General features: G+C 75.6%; 11 protein-coding genes and 1 pseudogene. 2 read left to right on the forward strand and 10 right to left on the reverse strand.

Annotated features, from left to right (window positions below):
- Window positions 1-671: 671 nt before the first annotated feature.
- Window positions 672-5,822, forward strand: a pseudogene (locus tag LIX60_RS21255) (DNA repair ATPase); the annotation flags it as partial.
- A gap of 12 nt (window positions 5,823-5,834) precedes the next feature.
- Here the strand turns inward: LIX60_RS21255 and LIX60_RS21260 are convergent.
- Window positions 5,835-6,107, reverse strand: a complete 273-nt coding sequence (locus tag LIX60_RS21260) for a GlsB/YeaQ/YmgE family stress response membrane protein (protein ID WP_095758124.1) — start codon at window positions 6,105-6,107, stop codon at window positions 5,835-5,837.
- A 358-nt stretch (window positions 6,108-6,465) separates the two neighbouring features.
- Between LIX60_RS21260 and LIX60_RS21265 the strand changes: the two genes are divergently transcribed.
- Complete coding sequence (locus tag LIX60_RS21265; RefSeq protein ID WP_227959910.1) at window positions 6,466-6,912, forward strand: ATP-binding protein; 447 nt, start codon at window positions 6,466-6,468, stop codon at window positions 6,910-6,912.
- A 164-nt stretch (window positions 6,913-7,076) separates the two neighbouring features.
- Here the strand turns inward: LIX60_RS21265 and LIX60_RS21270 are convergent, their stop codons facing one another.
- The 9 genes from LIX60_RS21270 to LIX60_RS21310 all read right to left on the reverse strand — a co-directional run bounded on the left by LIX60_RS21270 (window position 7,077) and on the right by LIX60_RS21310 (window position 17,267).
- Window positions 7,077-7,652: a TerD family protein gene (locus LIX60_RS21270; RefSeq protein WP_019706684.1), complete on the reverse strand. Its 576-nt coding sequence runs from the start codon at window positions 7,650-7,652 to the stop codon at window positions 7,077-7,079.
- A 196-nt stretch (window positions 7,653-7,848) separates the two neighbouring features.
- Window positions 7,849-8,793: a zinc ribbon domain-containing protein gene (locus LIX60_RS21275; protein ID WP_227959911.1), complete on the reverse strand. Its 945-nt coding sequence runs from the start codon at window positions 8,791-8,793 to the stop codon at window positions 7,849-7,851.
- Between the two features lie 1,004 nt (window positions 8,794-9,797).
- Window positions 9,798-10,463 carry a phage tail protein gene (locus LIX60_RS21280; protein ID WP_227959912.1) on the reverse strand — a complete coding sequence of 222 codons (666 nt, stop codon included), beginning with the start codon at window positions 10,461-10,463 and terminating at the stop codon, window positions 9,798-9,800.
- 5 nt (window positions 10,464-10,468) lie between these two features.
- Window positions 10,469-12,421 carry a putative baseplate assembly protein gene (locus LIX60_RS21285; protein ID WP_227959913.1) on the reverse strand — a complete coding sequence of 651 codons (1,953 nt, stop codon included), beginning with the start codon at window positions 12,419-12,421 and terminating at the stop codon, window positions 10,469-10,471.
- Window positions 12,421-12,867, reverse strand: coding sequence for a GPW/gp25 family protein (locus tag LIX60_RS21290; protein WP_019711342.1), 447 nt, complete (start codon window positions 12,865-12,867; stop codon window positions 12,421-12,423). The genes LIX60_RS21285 and LIX60_RS21290 overlap by 1 nt, the downstream gene beginning before the upstream one ends.
- Window positions 12,868-13,036: 169 nt before the next feature.
- On the reverse strand, window positions 13,037-14,977 hold the full coding sequence (locus tag LIX60_RS21295) for a VgrG-related protein (protein WP_227959914.1): 1,941 nt from the start codon (window positions 14,975-14,977) through the stop codon (window positions 13,037-13,039).
- 226 nt (window positions 14,978-15,203) lie between these two features.
- The gene (locus LIX60_RS21300) at window positions 15,204-15,971 is read right to left on the reverse strand and encodes a LysM peptidoglycan-binding domain-containing protein (RefSeq protein WP_374117888.1); all 768 of its coding nucleotides are present in this window, start codon (window positions 15,969-15,971) and stop codon (window positions 15,204-15,206) included.
- A complete protein-coding gene (locus LIX60_RS21305) occupies window positions 15,971-16,405 on the reverse strand; it encodes a phage tail protein (protein WP_227959915.1) in 435 nt (144 codons plus the stop codon). The genes LIX60_RS21300 and LIX60_RS21305 overlap by 1 nt, the downstream gene beginning before the upstream one ends.
- A gap of 232 nt (window positions 16,406-16,637) precedes the next feature.
- Window positions 16,638-17,267 (reverse strand): hypothetical protein, encoded by a 630-nt coding sequence (locus LIX60_RS21310; protein WP_227962990.1) that lies wholly within the window; start codon window positions 17,265-17,267, stop codon window positions 16,638-16,640.
- Between the last annotated feature and the right edge of the window lie 71 nt (window positions 17,268-17,338).

Here is a 17,338-nt window from a genome sequence, read left to right on the forward strand (position 1 = left end):
ACGGGGGTCGGGGCGCGCGCCCTGCCGCGGGGGACGGGACCGGGCGGCGTCCCGCGGCCGCCGGCACGGGGACGGCGAGCCGCCGTTACGGGGGAGCCGCCCGGTGGCCGGTGCCGGGAGCGGCGCGGCCGGTCAGGACTCCGGCGGCTCTGGTGCCGCCGGGAGGGGGAGGGCACGGCGGAGGACGACGGGGGTGTTGTCCGCCGTGCCGCTCGCCCAACAGGACCGAGGAGACGTGCTGTTGGCCCGCTTCCGGACGGCGGCTGGGCCGGCGGCCGGTGGCCGGTGGCCGGTGGCCGTTCCGGAACGGTGGTGGGCGGGGCGCGACGGGGGTGTGCCCCGCCCACCGCCGGGGCGGCGATCGGCACCAGCCCGGGCCCAGTCCCGGCCGGTGCCCGCACGGGGCCGGTGACGGCGCATCAGCCGGTCGTGGCGCCGGCCCGGTCCATGGGTCGGAGCCCGCCGCCGGTGGCGGGACCACACAGCGGAGCCTCGCACGGATGTGCGGAAAACGGCGGGTGCGGCCCCGCCGTGACGGAAGCAGGACCGGCCGGGACGGACCGGCGGGCGGAACGGGCTGAGAGGTCGATGTGGGCACGGAGCGGGAGCGGCGGCAGACCGGCGCGGGTGGCGCGGGTGGCGCGGGTGGCGCCGGCGGCGCGACGGAAGCGGTGGACGCCGGCACGGAAACGGCCGGCGCCCGTACGGAGGCGGTCGACGCCGGCACCCACGAGGTGCTGCGCGCCCGGCTCGCGGCGCAGGCCCGCGAGCTGGCGCGGCGTGCCGAGGCGCTCAACGAGCGGCGCGCGGCCGTCTTCGGCACCGGCGGGCTGCGGCTCCTCGGCACCGGGACGGTGCGCACCGCGCGGCCCGGGGTGGTCCGGGACGTCGTCGCGGTCGGCGGCCGGCTGCTGGTGGGCGCCAACACCGCCGCCGACGGGGCTGTCCTCACGGCGTACGGGCTCGAAGGGGACGGCGTCCGCGGTGACGGTAGCCACAGCGGCGGCAGCGCTGACGCCGGCGGCGACGGCAGCGGTGACAGCAGCGGTGATGGCCACAGCGGCCCCGGCGGCCACGGCCCCGGCTTCGCCCTCGCCGAGCGGGACGCGGATCCGGTCCTGGACGACTCCGGCTTCGTACGGGAGTTCGCCGAGCTGCGCCGCTACTACCGCGACGCCGAACTGCTGCGGCTGCGCCGGACCGGGGAGAGACTCCTCGCCGTGTTCCGCACCGGCCCCACCGACACCCGGGTGCTGCGCTGGCGGCTGGCGGGCGACGGCACGGCGGAGTTCCTCGACGGGCGCGGCGACCGCGACGACACCGCCGAGCCCGCGCACGACGTCACCTGGACCGAGGCCACCCGCGAGGACCACGTCCTCGGCCGCCACCCGCACGTCCGCACCGTCGGCGGGCTGTACGTGTCGTGCGTCGGCGGCGCCCTGGTGCTCAAGACCGCGGACGACACGGAGACCGCCGAGGGCATCCTGAGCGAGCCCGTCGACGAGCCGCTGCAGTCGCTCGCCGACGCGGACGTCGCGCACGCCCGGGTCGGCCCGCTGGTGCTGCTGCGCGTCCGCCCGTACAAGGAGGAGACCGACCGGTACTACGTCTTCAACAGCACCACGGAGCACGCGGTGCGCCTCGACGGCATCGGCGACGCCTGCCGCCGCCTCCCCGGCGACGAGGGCATCGTCTTCCCCGGCGGCTACTGCCTGGCCACCGGCACGGTTAGGACGTTCGACGCCGCGGACACCTCCGGTCTGGCCTTCGAGCGCACCGTGCGGTCCCCGAACGGGGAGGACGTGCTGTACGCGTTCCGGGACCGGGCGCGGGGCCGCGCGCTGCTGCTGTCGTACAACGTCATCCGCAAGGAGGTCGCCCCTCCGCTCGGCTGCCGGGGCCACGCCCTCTTCGACGACGGCACCCTCGTCGTGCTGCGCGAGCGGGAGGACGAGGAGCCCGCCCGGGTGCACCCGGTGCAGCTCTGGCACACCCCGTACACCTCCGACACCCACGCGGCGGCGCACCCGCCGGCCGCGGGCGGTCCGCTGGCCCGGATCGGCAACGCCGACCTGGTGGGCGGCATCTCCGCCTGCCTGGGCGTGGTGCGCGCCGTGGAGGACACCCCTCCGGCCGCGGCCGTGTACCGCTCCCTGGCCGAGTCCTGCGAGCGGGTCGCCGACCGGTACCACTGGCTGGCCGCCGGGGACTGCGGCGGCCTGCACGAGCCGCTGGCCGCGCTGCGGGACACCGCCCGCCGGGCGCTGGACGAGTTCGAGGCCGTCACCGCGCTCCGGCGGCGGGCCGCCGAGGCGCTGGAGGAGGCGGCGGAGCACACCGCCTCCGTGGTGCGCCGGGTGCGCGGCGAGTCCCCGGCCGGTGCCGGCGAGTGGATCGCCCGGCTGACGGAACTCCGCCACTGCCGCGGCCGGCTCGAAAGCGTGCGCGAACTGCGGTACGCGGACGGGGAGAGGATCACGGAGCTCGCCGCCGGGCTGGAGCACGAACTGGAGTCCGCCGGGCAGCGGGCCGTCGCCTTCCTCGGCCGCGAGGACGCCTTCACCGGGCAGCGTGACGAGACCGGCGAGCTGGCGGACGCCGCCGGCCGGGCCCGGACGGTCGCCGAGGCCGAGCCGCTCGGCGGGCGGCTGGACGCGCTCGCGGCGGACCTGCGCACCGTCACCGAGGTCGTCGGCGGCCTGGACATCGCCGACGCCACCGTGCGCACCGCCATCCTGGAACGGATCGCCGAGACACTCGGCGGGGTCAACCGCGCCCGCGCCGTGCTCGCCGCCCGCCGCCGCGAACTGCTCGACCACGAGGGCCGGGCCGCGTATACCGCCGAGTTCGCGCTTCTCGGCCAGGCCGCCACCGCCGCGCTGGCCGCCGCCTCCACCCCGGAGAGCTGTGAGGAGCAGCTCGCCGGACTGCTGCTGCGGATCGAGCATGCGCAGGCGCGGTTCGCCGCGTTCGAGGACTTCACCGCCGAACTGGACGCCAAGCGGGCCGAGGTGGAGGAGGCGTTCGCCGGCCGCGCCCAGAGCCTGCGGGACGCCCGCGCCCGGCACGCCGGACGGCTGGCGGACTCCGCGGGCCGGATCCTGGACACGGTCCGCCGCCGCGCCGCCGCCCTGGACGGCCCCGACGCCGTGCACACCTTCTTCGCCACCGACCCCATGGCCGCCAAGGTGCGCGCCACCGCGGAGGAGCTGGACGGGCTCGGCGACACCGTACGGGCGGAGGAGCTCCGGGGCCGTCTCAAGGCCGCCCGGGAGGAGGCCGCCCGCGCCCAGCGCGACCGCGCCGACCTGTACGGCGACGGCGGCGGCACCATCCGGCTCGGCCGGCACCGCTTCGCCGTCACCACCCGGCCCGCCGGGCTCGCCCTGCTGCCGTCCGGTGAGGGGATGTCCCTCGTCCTCACCGGCACGGACTACCGGGAGCCGGTCACCGACCCGGAGTTCGCGGCCACCCGGCCGTACTGGGGCCAGTCGCTGCCGTCCGAGACCCCGGAGGTCTACCGCGCGGAGCACCTCGCCGCCACCGTCCTGCACACGGAGGACGAGGACCGGCTGCGGAAGGCGGCCGGGGAGGAGGGCGGGCTGCTCGCACTGGTGCGCGAGGCGGCCCACGCCGCGTACGACGAGGGCCACGAGCGCGGGGTCCACGACCACGACGCGGCCCTGCTGCTGGCCGCCCTGCTGCGGCTGCGCGGTGACGCCGGGCTGCTCCGTTACGGCGGAGAGGTGCGTGCGGCGGCCCAGCTGTTCTGGGCGCACGGCACGACGCCGCGGGCCCGCACGGCCTGGGCGCGGCGGGCCGCGTCCCTGGCGCGTGCCCGGGCGGTGTTCGGAAGCGCGCCGGAGATCGGCGAACTGGTGGCCGAACTGGCCGCCGCCATGGCCGCGTTCGCGGCGGAGAGCGGTGGCGGGGCGGGCGCGGTCGTGAGCGCGGGCGCGGGCGCGGGCGCGGGCGCGAAGACGGGTACGGAGACGGACGATGGCGCGGAGACGGACGCGGCACCGCCCGGCGGCCGGGAGGCCGGCCACCACCGGAGCGCCGCCGCGTACCTGTTCGAGGAACTGGCCGCACAGCCGGACGGGTTCGTCACCGGACCGGGCGCCCGGCGGCTGACCGCCGCGTTCCGGGACTCGGAGGCCGGCCGGGGTTGCGCCGAGGACCTTGCGGCGCTCGACGGCGATCTGCCGGCCCGCCGCCAGCTCGCCGCGGCCTGGCTGGGCTCGTTCGCCCGCGCCTCCGGCGGCGCGGCGGACGGCGACCTCGCCGAGGCCGTCGCCGCGGAGCTCTGCCCGGACCTGCCCCGCTACCCCCGCGACGCCGCCGTGGAGGTCACCGTCGAGGGGCTGCTGGGGGACCACCCGCGGGTCACCGGAGGCTCGCTGCGGCTGCGGCTGGACGAGTTCCTGGAGCGGACGCGGAGGTTCCGCGAGGAGCGGGTGCCGGGCTTCCGCGCCTACCAGCGGCGGCGGACCGCCCTGGTGGCATGCGAGCGGGCCCGGCTGCGGCTGGACGAGTTCCGGCCGCGGCCGCTGACCGGCTTCGTCCGCAGCCGGCTGATCGACGAGGTGTACCTCCCGCTCGTCGGCGACAACCTGGCCGGGCAGATCGGCGCGGCCGGGGACGCCAAGCGCACCGACAGCAGCGGCCTGCTGCTCCTGCTCTCTCCTCCCGGCTACGGCAAGACGACGCTGATGGAATACGTCGCCGACCGGCTCGGGCTGATGTTCGTGAAGATCGACGGCCCCGCGCTCGGCCGCTCCGTCACCTCGCTCGACCCGGAGCGGGCCCCCGACGCGACCGCGCGGCAGGAGGTCGAGAAGATCAACTTCGCGCTGGCGGCGGGCAACAACGTCCTGCTGTACCTGGACGACATCCAGCACACCTCGCCCGAACTGCTGCAGAAGTTCATCCCGCTGTGCGACGCCCAGCGCCGGATCGACGGGGTGCACGGAGGCCGTCCGCGCCGCTACGACCTGCGCGGCAAGCGCTTCGCCGTCTGCATGGCCGGCAACCCGTACACCGAGTCCGGACAGCGCTTCCGGGTGCCGGACATGCTGGCGAACCGCGCCGACGTCTGGAACCTCGGCGACGTGCTCTCCGGCCGGGAGGACGTCTTCGCGCTCAGCTTCGTGGAGAACGCGCTGACCGCCAACCCGGTGCTGGCCCCGCTCGCCGGCCGGGACCGCGCGGACCTCGAACTGCTCGTACGGATGGCCGGCGGGGACGGGAGCGCACGCCCCGACCGGCTCGCACACCCGTACCCGCCCGCCGAGCTGGAGCGGATCACGGCCGTGCTGCGGCTGCTGCTCGCGGCGCGCCGCACCGTCCTGGCCGTCAACGCCGCGTACATCGCCTCGGCGGCACGGTCCGACGCCTCCCGCACCGAACCCCCGTTCCGGCTCCAGGGCTCCTACCGCGACATGAACAAGCTGGCGGAGCGCATCGTCCCCGTGATGAACGACGCGGAGCTGGAGGCGCTGCTCGACGACCACTACGCGGCCGAGGCGCAGACCCTGCACGGCGAGGCCGAGTTCAACCTGCTGAAGCTGGCGGAACTGCGCGGCCGGCTCACCCCGGAACAGGAGGCACGCCACCGGGAGATCGCGGACGGCCACCTCCGGGACCGGGCGCTGGGCGGCGCCGGGCGGGACCCGCTGGCGCGGGCGGTGGGCGCCCTGGGGCTGCTCGCGGACCGGGTGGCGGCCGTCGAGGCGGCCATCACCCGGAGTGCCCGGGCGGGAAGGGCCCCGGCGGGAAGGGCCCCGGCGGCGGGGCACTCCGCACCGCGGGTGTCCTCCGCACCCGCGCCGCCCTCAGCGGCGGTCGCGGGAGTGGCCGAAGAGGATGCGGTAGGCGATCAGCAGGACCAGCGAGCCGGCGACGGCCGCCACCCACAGGGCCGGGTCGTAGAAGTCCTTGTCGATCGGCCGGTCCAGGTACTCGGAGGACAGCCAGCCGCCGATGAAGGCGCCCGCGATGCCGATCAGGGTGGTGCCGAGGAGGCCGCCCGGGTCGCGTCCGGGCAGCAGAACCTTGGCCACCACTCCCGCGATCAGGCCGAGGACGATCCAACTGACGATGCTCATGGGCGAGTTCTCCCCGTGTGATGACGATATACGCGGCTGATCATCTCCGCGATGGCACGCTTGCGGACACTACAACGACGCTTCCGGTCGGCTTACCGGTGCATCCGGTCAAGAGCAGTGGGCAGCGAAGCAATTACGGTTACACGTGGTGTTGGTTGATGACTGCGAGTAGTGTCTGACGGCACTGAAAGTCAGGAGCCCGGTGCCGAACGCCGCGGACGCGGGGCGGCCGTGCCCGTCCCGGCCGCGGAGGCCGGGGGCGTCACCGCCCCGGTCCGGCGTCCGCACCCTTCCCGGACCCGCCGGCCGGCGCGGGAAAGCGGTGGCCGGGGTCGTTGGAGGTCGAGGTGGCGAGACCATGAGCGTGCAGACGGACGGACCACCACGCGAACCCAGCACCCCGGGAAAACCGCTGCTGGAGCTGGCCTTCGGCGTGGAGGACATCCCCGGGCTCCGGCTCCGCGTCGGCGAATGCGCCGCGGAGGCGGGCCTGGCGGAGCCGCGGCGCGGCGACTTCGTCCTCGCCGTCCACGAGGTCGCCTGCAACGCCGTCGAACACGGCGGCGGGACGGGGCAGCTCGTCCTGGAACACGCCGACGGCGCGCTCCACTGCCGGGTGGCCGACGACGGCCCCGGCTTCACCGCGGACCTCGTCCCGGCGGAAGCCCCCGGCGAACTCACCGGCGAGAGCGGCCGGGGCCTGTGGCTCTCCCGGCAGCTGACGGATCGCATGGACATCGCGCGGGGCACGGTCGGCGCGGTCGTCACCCTGGTCATGGGCCTGAGCGGCGGAGCGCCGGACTGACACCGGGAGCGCGCCCCGGGCGCCCCCGCACGGACTCCCGGTGCCGGGGCGCGCGGTTCCGGCGTGCGGCAGGGGCGGGCCGGGAGGAAACCCGGCCCGCCCCTGCGGCGGACTGGCGCGGGTGGGCCCGTGCGCGGGCCGGCCGCGCGGCGGTGCGCCCGTGCTCAGACGTTGACGCCGAAGTCCTGGGCGATGCCGCGCAGACCGGAGGCGTAGCCCTGGCCGACGGCGCGGAACTTCCAGTCCGAGCCGTGCCGGTACAGCTCGCCGAAGACCATGGCGGTCTCCGTCGAGGCGTCCTCGCTGAGGTCGTAGCGGGCCAGCTCGTTGTTGTCGGCCTGGTTCACCACGCGGATGAAGGCGTTCCGCACCTGGCCGAAGCTCTGCTGGCGGGTCTCGGCCTCGTGGATGGAGACCGGGAAGACGATCTTGTCGACCTGGGCCGGGACCGTGGTCAGCGAGACCTTGATCTGCTCGTCGTCGCCCTCGCCCTCGCCCGTGAGGTTGTCGCCGGTGTGCTCGACGGCGCCCTCGGGGCTCTTGAGGTTGTTGAAGAAGACGAAGTGCTGGTCCGAGAGGACCTTGCCGGCGCTGTCGACGAGCAGCGCGCTCGCGTCCAGGTCGAAGTCGGTCCCCGTGGTCGTACGGACGTCCCAGCCCAGCCCGACGGTGACCGCGGTCAGACCCGGTGCCTCCTTGCTCAGTGAGACATTGCCGCCCTTGGAGAGGCTGACACCCATGGAATCCCCTGCTCAATCCGGCGCGGGCCGCGCCCCTTGACGATTTCTTTGCCCGTCTGTGCAACGGGTGCGGGACGGAGACGGTTCCCGCCGCCCGGGTGAATTCCGGGGCGGACGGGGCCGGCGGGACGGCCCGGCGGGCGGCCGGGCCGGCTGACCGTCCCGCCGCCGGCCGGCCCGTCCCGCCGGGCTCCGCTCAGCGGCGGGAGTACGCCCCCGAGGGGCCGAAGAACTCGATCTCGGCGATCGCCACCTGCTTGTCGGCCCCGGCCCCGAACGAGGACACCACCGTGAACCGCACGGAGACCACGTCCCGGGCCCGGAGCGGGCGCTGCTGCCGGGCGTCCTGGTCCAGGGTGAGCGTCCGGGTCTCCTTCTTGCCGTCCGCGGTGGTGATCAGCGCCTCCACACGGCTCGGCCGGGCGCTCTTGGCCAGTTCGTTCGAACGCGCCGAGACCCCGGGGGTGATCAGCACGTCCAGCGTGTCGACGGGCTGGCCGAAGCGCGCCTCGATCCACTCGCCCGCGCCGTCGCCGGTGATGCCCGGGCCCCAGAAGGTGTTGGAAAACTTGTCGAACGCCAGCTCCGGGCCGTTGTCGGCGTAGGAGCGGGAGGCGGCGTAGGTGTCCGGGGAGACGGGCGCCCGCTTGGCGAAGTGGTCCTTCACCGCCTGGATCGCGGCCGGGGCCATGAAGACCGCCGTGATCACGAGCGCCGCCACCAGGCCCCAGCCGATCAGGGGCAGCAGCCAGGCCTGCCCCCGGCGCAGGCGCGGCCGCTCACCGGCCCACCGCACCTCGTTCCGTCCTGCGAACAGCCGCCGCCACCAGGGGCGGCGGCCGCCCGGGCCGTCGGGCTCGTCCGCCAGCGACATGGCACAGCGGCGGCAGAAGTGGCGGTCGGGCCGATTGCCGGTGGAGCACCAGGGGCAGACGGCGCCGGACTCCTCCACTTCGCCGGCCGGCCTGCGCACCTGCGGGCGGGCGGTATTGGGGCGACCCGGAAGGACGGGCGCGACGGGATCCGGCGCGGCGGGGGCCCGCGGCCCCGGCTCCGCCACGGGGACGACCAGGGCGCGGGCCCGGGCCGCGGCGTCGTCGTCCCGCGGCGGGCGTTCCGTGGTGCCGCGCGGGGCGGGCACGGTCGGGCCGCGGCGGGTGGGCGGCTCCGGTGCGCGGTGGCCGTCCCGGGGCGGGGAGGCGGGGGCGTGCCCGGCGGGGCCGGGGGCGCGCTCGGCGGGTGGTGCGCTCCGGGGCCCGCCGGGCTGCCCGCCCCGGTGCGGACCCGGGGCACCCGCGCCACCGCCGTGCGGTACGGCGCCGGGGGCGCCGGCGGGGTGCGCGGGGGCGGGGCGCGGGGCGGCGGGGCCTCCCGCCGTATGCGGGGCGCCGGCCGGGGCGGTGTGCGCGGTGTGCTCGGTGTGCGCGGTGGGCGGCTGGGCCGGGTACGCGGGGGGCTGCGGGGCGTCCGCCCGGACGACGTCGTTGCGGACCGTGGGCTCGTCCTCGGAGGGGCCCTGCGCGGCACCGGCACCGTCTCCGGCACCGGGGTACCCGGCTCCGCCCCCGGTGCCGCCGGACGCGGCTCCGGCGGCGGCCGTGTGCGGTGCGCGGACACCCGTGCCGGCCCCGCCCGGGCTCTCCGGGGACTCCGGGTACTCCGAGGGCTCCGGCGCGTGGCTCGTTCCCCCGGCGGCGGTGACCGCTTCCCGCGCGGCGGGGGTTGGTGGAGGTGCTGCGGGGCGGTGGCCCGGTGCGGCCGGACGGCCCCCGGCGGGGGCGGCACCGCCCCCGGGGCTCCCACCGGGCGGGCCTCCGGAACCCGCGCCCGGGCTCCCGCCCGGACTCCTGCCAGGACTTCCTCCCGGCGGGCCGCTCACGGCTCCGCCGTCCCGGGTCCCGCCGCCCGCGGCCCCGCTCCGCGCCGTACCGCTGCCGGCCGTGCCGCTCGCCGCGGAACCGCTGCCGGCCGTTCCGGCCCGGCCCGTACCGCCCCGGCCCGTACCGCCCGTGCCGCCGCCCGGGCTCCAGTCCAGGACCGCTCCGCATCCCTCGCAGAAGGGCTGTCCCGGTTCCGCCTGCGTACCGCACTCGGCGCAGGCGTCGGGCCGTCCGGTGCCGCGGTCCTCCGTTCGGCTGTCCCTGTTCACGTTCGGGTTGTCCTCTCTGCGACGGTCACCGTGACCGTGTAGGGCATATGGGCGGGGCGGGCCGCCGCGACCAGTTCGTCGAGGCGGGGCTCGGCCCCGGGGTCCGGCTCGGGGAGCCGGATCGACACGTGCAGACGCGGGCGGCGCTCGCCGGGGACGGCGCCCAGGGGGCGCTCCGCCCAGCTCGCCGCGCCGCTCTCGGTGATCTCGGGCTCCACGCCGAACACCAGCCGGACCGCCGTGGCCAGTCCGCGCCGGGTGCCGCGCAGGCGGTGCAGGGTGGCGGCGACGGCCACGGCCTCGCGCAGCCGCGCCTCCGCCGGGCCGTCGAGCGGGGGCTCCGCGGGCACGTCCGCACCGGTGCCCGCACCGGCACCGCGCGCCGGTGCGGGCACCGGTGGCGGCCCGCCGGAGGGGGCGCCGGCGGCGGTGTCCTGCTCCGTCTCCGCGCCCACCCAGCCGCCCAGCCAGGTGGTGAAGTCCAGGGGGGCCAGCGACGGGTCGAAGTACGCCTCCAGGCAGTCCAGGACGTTGAGGAAGGGGGCCAGCACCTCGTCCAGGCCGGCTGTGAAGCGCTGCGCCAGCTCGTCGTCGGCGAAGAGCGCCGGCAGCATCAGGCCCAGCGGCTGTGCGCTGCCCAGTCCGTCGATCGATCCGCGCACCGCGATCAGCCCCCGATCACGCGGACGCGGTGGTCGAACGAGAAGACCAGCGCGGGCCGTTCGAGGTCGATGCGGTCGGTGGCGTCACCGCGCTTGCCGGTCAGCGGGTCGGCCGGGTAGAGCCGCACCTCGTCCACGAGTTCGACCCCGGGGACGCGCTGGAGGACCGCGAAGACCTCTCCGGCCTGTACCGGGTGGCCGAACCGCCAGCCCTTGCCGTGCGCGCCGCCGACCAGCGGGTCCAGATGCCGGTACAGGGCGTCCAGCGCCTGCTGCCGCACCTTGTCGTGGTCGACGCCCCGGAAGGCGTGCAGCGTGGAGACGACCGTGACGCCCTGGTAGTAGGGCGGGCCCACGGCGAGCCGGGTGCCGATGAGGCGCCGCTCGTCCAGATAGCGGGTGATCCGCTCCAGCAGGTCGTCGGCGGGCACCAGTTGCTCAAAACGGAGCCGCCCGCCCCGGTCGGGTACGGCGTCGGGGACGACCAGCACCCGCACCGCGTACGCCCCGTGCTCCTCCGGGTCCGCCTCCAGGCAGGTGATGCGCGCGGTCTCCGGAGCGGCGCGGCGGGCCAGCTGCTCGTAATCCCGCAGGGTGACGGCCCGGTCCTGGGCGCGCAGCGTGACGGGCGCGCGGACCTTGGCCTCCTCGACCGTCTCGCCGTCCACGCCGCCGCTCGCCGCCTCGCGGTTCTCCACCCGCGTGACGTACGGCACCGAGCTGCGCAGCACCTGGATGGTGCCGCGGGCGACGTTGCCGGACCGGCCCCCGCCGGTGCGGTAGCGGCGGGCGCGGATGACGGCGCCCTTGCGCGGCACGGCACCGTACTGGCGCAGGGTGCCGTCGGGTTCGCGGACGGAGGGGCCGAAGGCGATCTCCCCGGTGGCCGGGTCGAGCGTCACATGCCGCTCGTCCGGGCCGGAGGCGGCCAGGTGCGACACGACCTCCCAGTCGGACCAGCCGTCGTCCTCGGCGACCTGGAGACGCAGCGGCGGGTCGTCGGCGACCACCGGCGGGCGGGCCAGCCGCAGCCGCTGCCCGGGCAGGCCGGTGGCCTCGCCGAGCGCCTCGTCCGTGATCACTTCGGCGTGCACGGCGCGGGTGGTGCCGCCGATGGTGAAGGCGTCGGCGGACCGCAGGGTCGGGGAGGTGGTGTAGAAGGGCTGGCCGTCGGCGGGTTCGGTGACCCGGCAGCGCAGCCAGCCCGCCTCGTGCCGGCCGGTGCGGGAGAGGATGTGCCCGCCGGGGATGTGCAGGATCACCTCGCCCGGGCGGTTGAGGCCGCCGGTGGTGTCCTCCTCCGGCTCGCAGGGCGCCCAGCCGTCGGCCGTCCACGCCTCCCAGGCCAGCGGCGGCTGCCGCGGGTCGACGCCGACACCGTCGACACGGCTGCCGAGTTCGAGCACGACCGCGCAGTGCGGCACGGCGGCGCTGAGCCCGAACAGCATGGCGTCGCCGGCGCGCGGCGCGTCCGCGAAGCAGGTGATGTCCTTGCCCTCGGCCACGTCGTGGGTCCGGTCGGTGGCCGTCTCCCCGCCGGGCTGCACCACGACGTGCCGCAGCGAGCAGGGCAGCACGTTGAGGTCGTCCTCGGTGGCGAAGACGACGGCCTCCTCGGTCTCGGTGCGCTCGGTGGCCACCTCCGTGCCGGCGGGCAGCAGAACCGGCTGGGGCTGGGGCGCGGAGAGCCAGAAGGTGATGTCCGCGCGGGCGGCGGAGGGCGGGAAGAGCGTGATGCCGAGGAGGTCGAGGAACGCCAGATAGTTCTTCTCCGGCACCCGGTTGAGCCGGTACACGATCTGGTCGGCCATGTGCGCGACCGTCTCCACCAGCGTCACGCCCGGGTCGGACACGTTGTGGTCGGTCCACTCCGGGGCGCGCTGCTGGATGTAGCGCTTGGCGTCGTCGACGAACTGCTGGAAGCGGCGGTCGTCGAGGTTGGGGGAGGGCAGGGCCATCAGCGGTCGCTTTCGGTGGCCGGTCCGCCGTCCTCGGCGGAGGCGGAGGTCGGCTCGTCGTGGGAGGGGATCACATAGAACGGGAAGACGAGGCTGCGCGGGTTGTTGGTGCCGCGGACGCGGTAGCGGACGTCGATGTAGAGCACGGCCGGCTCGCCCGCCGTCACCTCCACCTCGTCCACCTCGATGCGCGGCTCCCAGCGGTCGAGGCTGGAGCGCACCTCGCTCTGGATGCGGCCCGCCGTCGACTCGTTGACGGGTGCGAAGACGAGGTCGTGGATGGCGCAGCCGTACTCCGGCCGCATGGGCCGCTCACCGGGCGCGGTGGCCAGCACCAGCCGGATGGCCTCCTCGATCTCGCGTTCCCCGCTGACCAGGGCGATGCCCCCGGACGGGCCGATGCGCATCGGGAACGCCCAGCCGGAACCGACGAACTGCTCAGCCATGGCGGGCCGCCCTTCCGGGGCCGGTGCGGTGCTGCGGTGCGGTCGGTGCGGTCGGATGCATGAGCGGGGCTCCAGCGGTCATGGGACGGACGGGGTCGGGGCGGGCGCGGACGGGACGGACGGGTACGGGCAGGGAACGGAGGCGGGCGGAGGCCGGGGACACGGGCGGTCAGAAGGGGAGGGGCTTGTTGTTGACCATGACGACGCCGGTCAGCGGGATCGTGGCGCCCCGGATCGACACCGCGGCGGTGGCCTGGAGGCTGAGCGCCGCGGCCGACACCACGTTCACCGCGCCGGAGACCACGTTCACCAGCGAGGACTTCACATCCAGGGCGGCGCCGCCGATGCTCACCGCCGTCGAGCCGGTGAGGCCGACGGAGGGGGCGGTGGTCTGGACGCGGGTCGCGGCCGTCATGGTGATGGCCGCGCCGCTCCGCATCGAGATCGGCCCGCCCGCCTGGATGCTGAGGGCCCGGCCGGCCTTGATGGTGACGTCGGTGCCCCCGGTGATGGAGACCGCGCCCTTGCTGTCCACGGTGATCTCGGTCTTCGTCCGGTCGAGGTGCACCGTCAGCTTCTCGTCGCCGGTGCTCAGCCGGACGCCGCGCTTGCGGCGCATCGTCGGCTGGTCCAGCAGGTCCAGGCGGTTGTTGGAGCGGTCGGCCAGGGTGCGGCGGACGACCCGGCCCAGCTTGTCGTAGTACTGGACATCGCCGCGGCTGGGCTTGTCCCGGCCGTTGTAGAGGCTGCCGATGACGTACGGATGGTCGAGCGCGCCGCGGTCGAACGCCACCAGCACCTCGTCGTTGACGCTCGGGGTGATCAGCCCGCCGCCCTGGGTGCCGCCGTACTGCACGGTGCGGGTCCAGTCGCTGATGTACTTGTCGTCCAGCCAGGGGAACTTCAGTTTGACCCGGCCCTGGCGCAGCGGGTCCTGCACATCGGTGACCAGAGCGTTGGCGACGCTCGGCAGCCGTCCCCCGTAGCCGTCGCCGCCGCCGGAGGCCAGGCCGTAGAACGAGCGCCACTGGCGGCCGGTGACAGTCACCCAGGTCTCGTAGCCGGAGCCGGCGGCGTAGAGGTGGCGGGCGCCGGTGACGGTGTACTTGCCCTCGAAGGGCTTGCCGACATCGGTGAGCGTGACGGCGACGCCCGGACGCAGCTTGGGCTCGCCGTGCACGCAGACCTCGACCTCGGCGAAGGCACCGGTGACATCGTCCGCGAGCGCCTTCGCGGCCTGGGTCACCTGGCGCTGGTTGTCGAACGGGGTGTCGGTGCGGGCCAGTTCGAACTTCTGGACCGGCTTGAAGCCCGCGAGGGCCCTGCCCGGCGTGGTGCCGATCAGGGCGCCCTTGTTGGCGGCCCCGGCGGGCGACTTGGCGGTGAGGGCGTTCTTGGCCGAGACGTCCCAGCCGCGCACCTCCACCCGCGCCACCTGGTCGGAGGCGGTGACCGTGGAGCGGCACCGCTTCACCTCCTGGCCGCCGCGGAGCTCCAGCGGGTTGTCGGTCGGGGAGAGCGGGGAACTGGCGGCGGGCGCGCCGGAGGCCCGCTTGGCCGGCGCGAACTGGAACTTCCCCTCGGCGTCCACCGACATGACCACGTTGTTCTCGTCCGCGAGCCGGCAGAGGAAGTCCCAGTCGGAGACGCCGGCCTGGGTGATGTACGGGTAGGTGCCCGGCGTCGGGCCGATCTTCCCGGCCGCCACCCCGGCCTCCTGGAGCAACTGCCGCGCGATGAGGGCCGCGCTCATGCCCCGGTAGCCGGCCACCCGCTTCTTCCGCAGCAGCCGGTGGCCCGCGTCGTAGCCGCGCACGATGCTGAAGCTGCCCTGGCCGTCGTAGTCGGTCTCCAGACCGGTGACCTCCCCGGTGAGCAGCTTGGTGCGCTGCGGGCCGGAGACGGCGGTCAGCACCACGGGGGCACCGATCTCGGCGTTGACGAGCTGCAGCGCCTCGCGGTCCTCGTCGCGGAAGGTCAGCTGGAAGGCGCCCGGCACCCCGGCGGCGAAGTCCACCCAGCCCTCGATGAGCAGCAGGGCGTCGTCGCCGCGCAGCACGGCGCCGTTGATGCTGACTTCCAGCACATGGGAGCGGGTTGCCTCTGGCACGTCGGTGACCTTTGTTTCCTTCTCGTCCTGCGGTGTTCTCGCCCTGCGGTGTGCGGTGGTGCGGTGTGCGGTGTTCTCGTACTGCCGTGCTAGGGAGTGCGGGTGTGGGCCCGGGTGCGGATGCCGGTCCGGGCGCGGGCCGCGGGCCGTCCCGTCCCGTTACGGATCCGGCCGCATGGTGCCCGCCCGCTGCCCGGGGCCCCGGTGCGGGGCGCCGCGGTGCCGGTCACGCACCCACCTCCTCGGGCGCCGGGAGCAGCAACTCCCGGCCGGGCGGCAGCCGTGACGGGTCGTCGATGCCGTTGGCCTCCGCGATGAGGCGCCAGACGGTGGCGTCCCCGTACTCGCGGAAGGCCAGCGAGGGAAGCGAGTCGCCGGCCACCACGCGGTGCACGCGCCGGGTGGTCAGCGCGCCGGAGGTCGGATTCTGGCCCGGCTTGCCGCTGGGGATCTCCTCCAGGTGGAGCCGGCAGGTGGCGCGCATCGGCAGCCCGGTGGCGCTGAAGAGCGTGTACTCGACGTCGGCCGAGCTGACGTAGGCGTTGAAGCTGACCGTGGAGAAGCTGCCCCACTGGAACTTCACCCAGGGCGTGGACGGCCGCTTGGCGGCGATGCTGGCCTCCGTCACCTCGCAGCAGGAGAGCAGCAGTTCACAGGCTTTCTGCACATCGTTCGAGCCCGGGTCGTCGGAGCGGTCGAGGAACACCTCCACGTCCAGCGAGCGCGGCTCCGGACCGATGAACTCCGGTGGCGGCGCGTCGCGGACCGCTGCCGCCGCGGTGCTCTTCCAGGTGGAGCGGCGGCTCAGCGACAGCTCGGAGGGGTTGAACTGGAACTCCAGTTCCTTGATCAGCGCACCGGGGGAGTTGCTCTTCCCGGTCGGCGGCTGATGGACGCGCAGGGTGGCCCGGACGAGGCTCTGGCCCGCCCCGCTCATGCCGCCGCCCTTCCCCCCGCTCTTGCCGAGGGCCGGGCCGTTCTTCCGGCCGGCCATCACGCCGCTCCGGCGTCGGTGAAGCCGTGGTGGGCGATCTCCAGGACCTCGGTGGCCACGCTCGGGTTCTCGGGGTCCAGCGTCGGGCCGGTCCAGCTGACCGGCAGCACGTCGACCAGGCCCCAGCGGGCGACGAGCGAGCCGTCCGCACGGAGGGCGGAGATCTGCGCGGTGGGGCGGGTGACACCGGTGGCGACCTCGGAGATCCAGGCGGCGACGCGCGTCGTGTCGGGGGTGAGGGGACGGGTCAGCCGGATGTTCGAGAACACGACCCGGGTGGGGAGCTGCCAGACGAAGTCGTTGTTCCCGCCCTCGTGGCGCTGTTCGACCTCCACGGTGGAGGCGAGCCCTTCGCACCCGTTGAACGAGCCCAGGCTCTGGCCGTCGATGGACAGCGTGAAGTAGAGGCTGGAGCCGGGATCCTCGGTGCTCATGGGTCGACCTTCCGGTTTCTGTCGTCGGGGGCCCGGGGGCCGGGCGGTGGGGTCGCGGTGCGGCGCTGGGCTTCGGTGCGGGCGGTGCTGTGCGGTGCTGGACGGTGGCTGTGCTGGACGGTGGCTGTGCGGGATGGTGCGTGCGGGGCGGTCGGTGCCGTGCGGATTTGCGGCGGGTCCGGCGGTGGGGCGTTCCGTGGCGGCCGGGGCCGTCCGGGGCCGTGGTGCGGGGTCAGCGGCGCACGTCGCGGAGCCTGCCGATCCGCTCGCGCTCCTGGCGGAGTTCGGCACGGAGCAGCCGGGAGAGCGGGCCGAGCAGCACCCGGGCGAGCTCGTCCAGCCGGCTGTTCTCCCTCAGCAGCCGCATGGTCGGGTGGAAGAGCAGACGGGCCAGCGTGTCCTTCTTCTCCTTGTCCTTGCGGAGCCGCCGCAGCAGTGGTGCCAGCAACAGTCCCGCGAGCTGGTCGAGTTGGTCCTTCGTCAATGACTCCGGGGTGAACCCCTGGCCGGGGCCCCGGCCGCCCTGCGGTCCCGCCTTGGCGGGTGACGGCGGTCGTGGTGTCCGGGACGCCGCCGTCGCGGCGGGCGCGCGCTGCACGGTGGTGACGCCCGGCGGCTGCCGCTGCCCCGTCTCCGGACCGGCCGGTGACGGGTCCGGAGCACCGGCGGTGGCGGCGCGCTGGATCGGCAGCGGGACGAGAGGAGCGGCCGCGGCCGCGGTGAGCGGCACACCGGGACGCGGCCCGCCGGCGCCGGGCCCGTCACCGTGCCGTCCGGTTGCGTGCCGTACCGGGCCGGGCGCGAGGGGCGGGCCGCCGGGCACCGTGCGGACCGGCGCGGCGAGCCCCGCGCGCTGCACCACGGGGACACCGGCCCCAGGAGCCGGTCCCGGAACGGTCCGCGCCCCGCCCGGGCCGCGCCGTGCGGAACCGG

The organism is Streptomyces sp. S07_1.15 (assembly GCF_020739505.1).
Lineage (GTDB): Bacteria > Actinomycetota > Actinomycetes > Streptomycetales > Streptomycetaceae > Streptomyces > Streptomyces xinghaiensis.

What these genes read in the sequence shown, in the direction of transcription:
- LIX60_RS21260 (WP_095758124.1), bottom strand. Translation starts at nt 6,107, where the DNA reads ATGAGCATCGTCAGTTGGATCGTCCTCGGCCTGATCGCGGGAGTGGTG.
- LIX60_RS21265 (WP_227959910.1), top strand. Translation starts at nt 6,466, where the DNA reads ATGAGCGTGCAGACGGACGGACCACCACGCGAACCCAGCACCCCGGGA.
- LIX60_RS21270 (WP_019706684.1), bottom strand. Translation starts at nt 7,652, where the DNA reads ATGGGTGTCAGCCTCTCCAAGGGCGGCAATGTCTCACTGAGCAAGGAG.
- LIX60_RS21285 (WP_227959913.1), bottom strand. Translation starts at nt 12,421, where the DNA reads ATGGCCCTGCCCTCCCCCAACCTCGACGACCGCCGCTTCCAGCAGTTC.
- LIX60_RS21290 (WP_019711342.1), bottom strand. Translation starts at nt 12,867, where the DNA reads ATGGCTGAGCAGTTCGTCGGTTCCGGCTGGGCGTTCCCGATGCGCATC.
- LIX60_RS21300 (WP_374117888.1), bottom strand. Translation starts at nt 15,971, where the DNA reads ATGGCCGGCCGGAAGAACGGCCCGGCCCTCGGCAAGAGCGGGGGGAAG.
- LIX60_RS21305 (WP_227959915.1), bottom strand. Translation starts at nt 16,405, where the DNA reads ATGAGCACCGAGGATCCCGGCTCCAGCCTCTACTTCACGCTGTCCATC.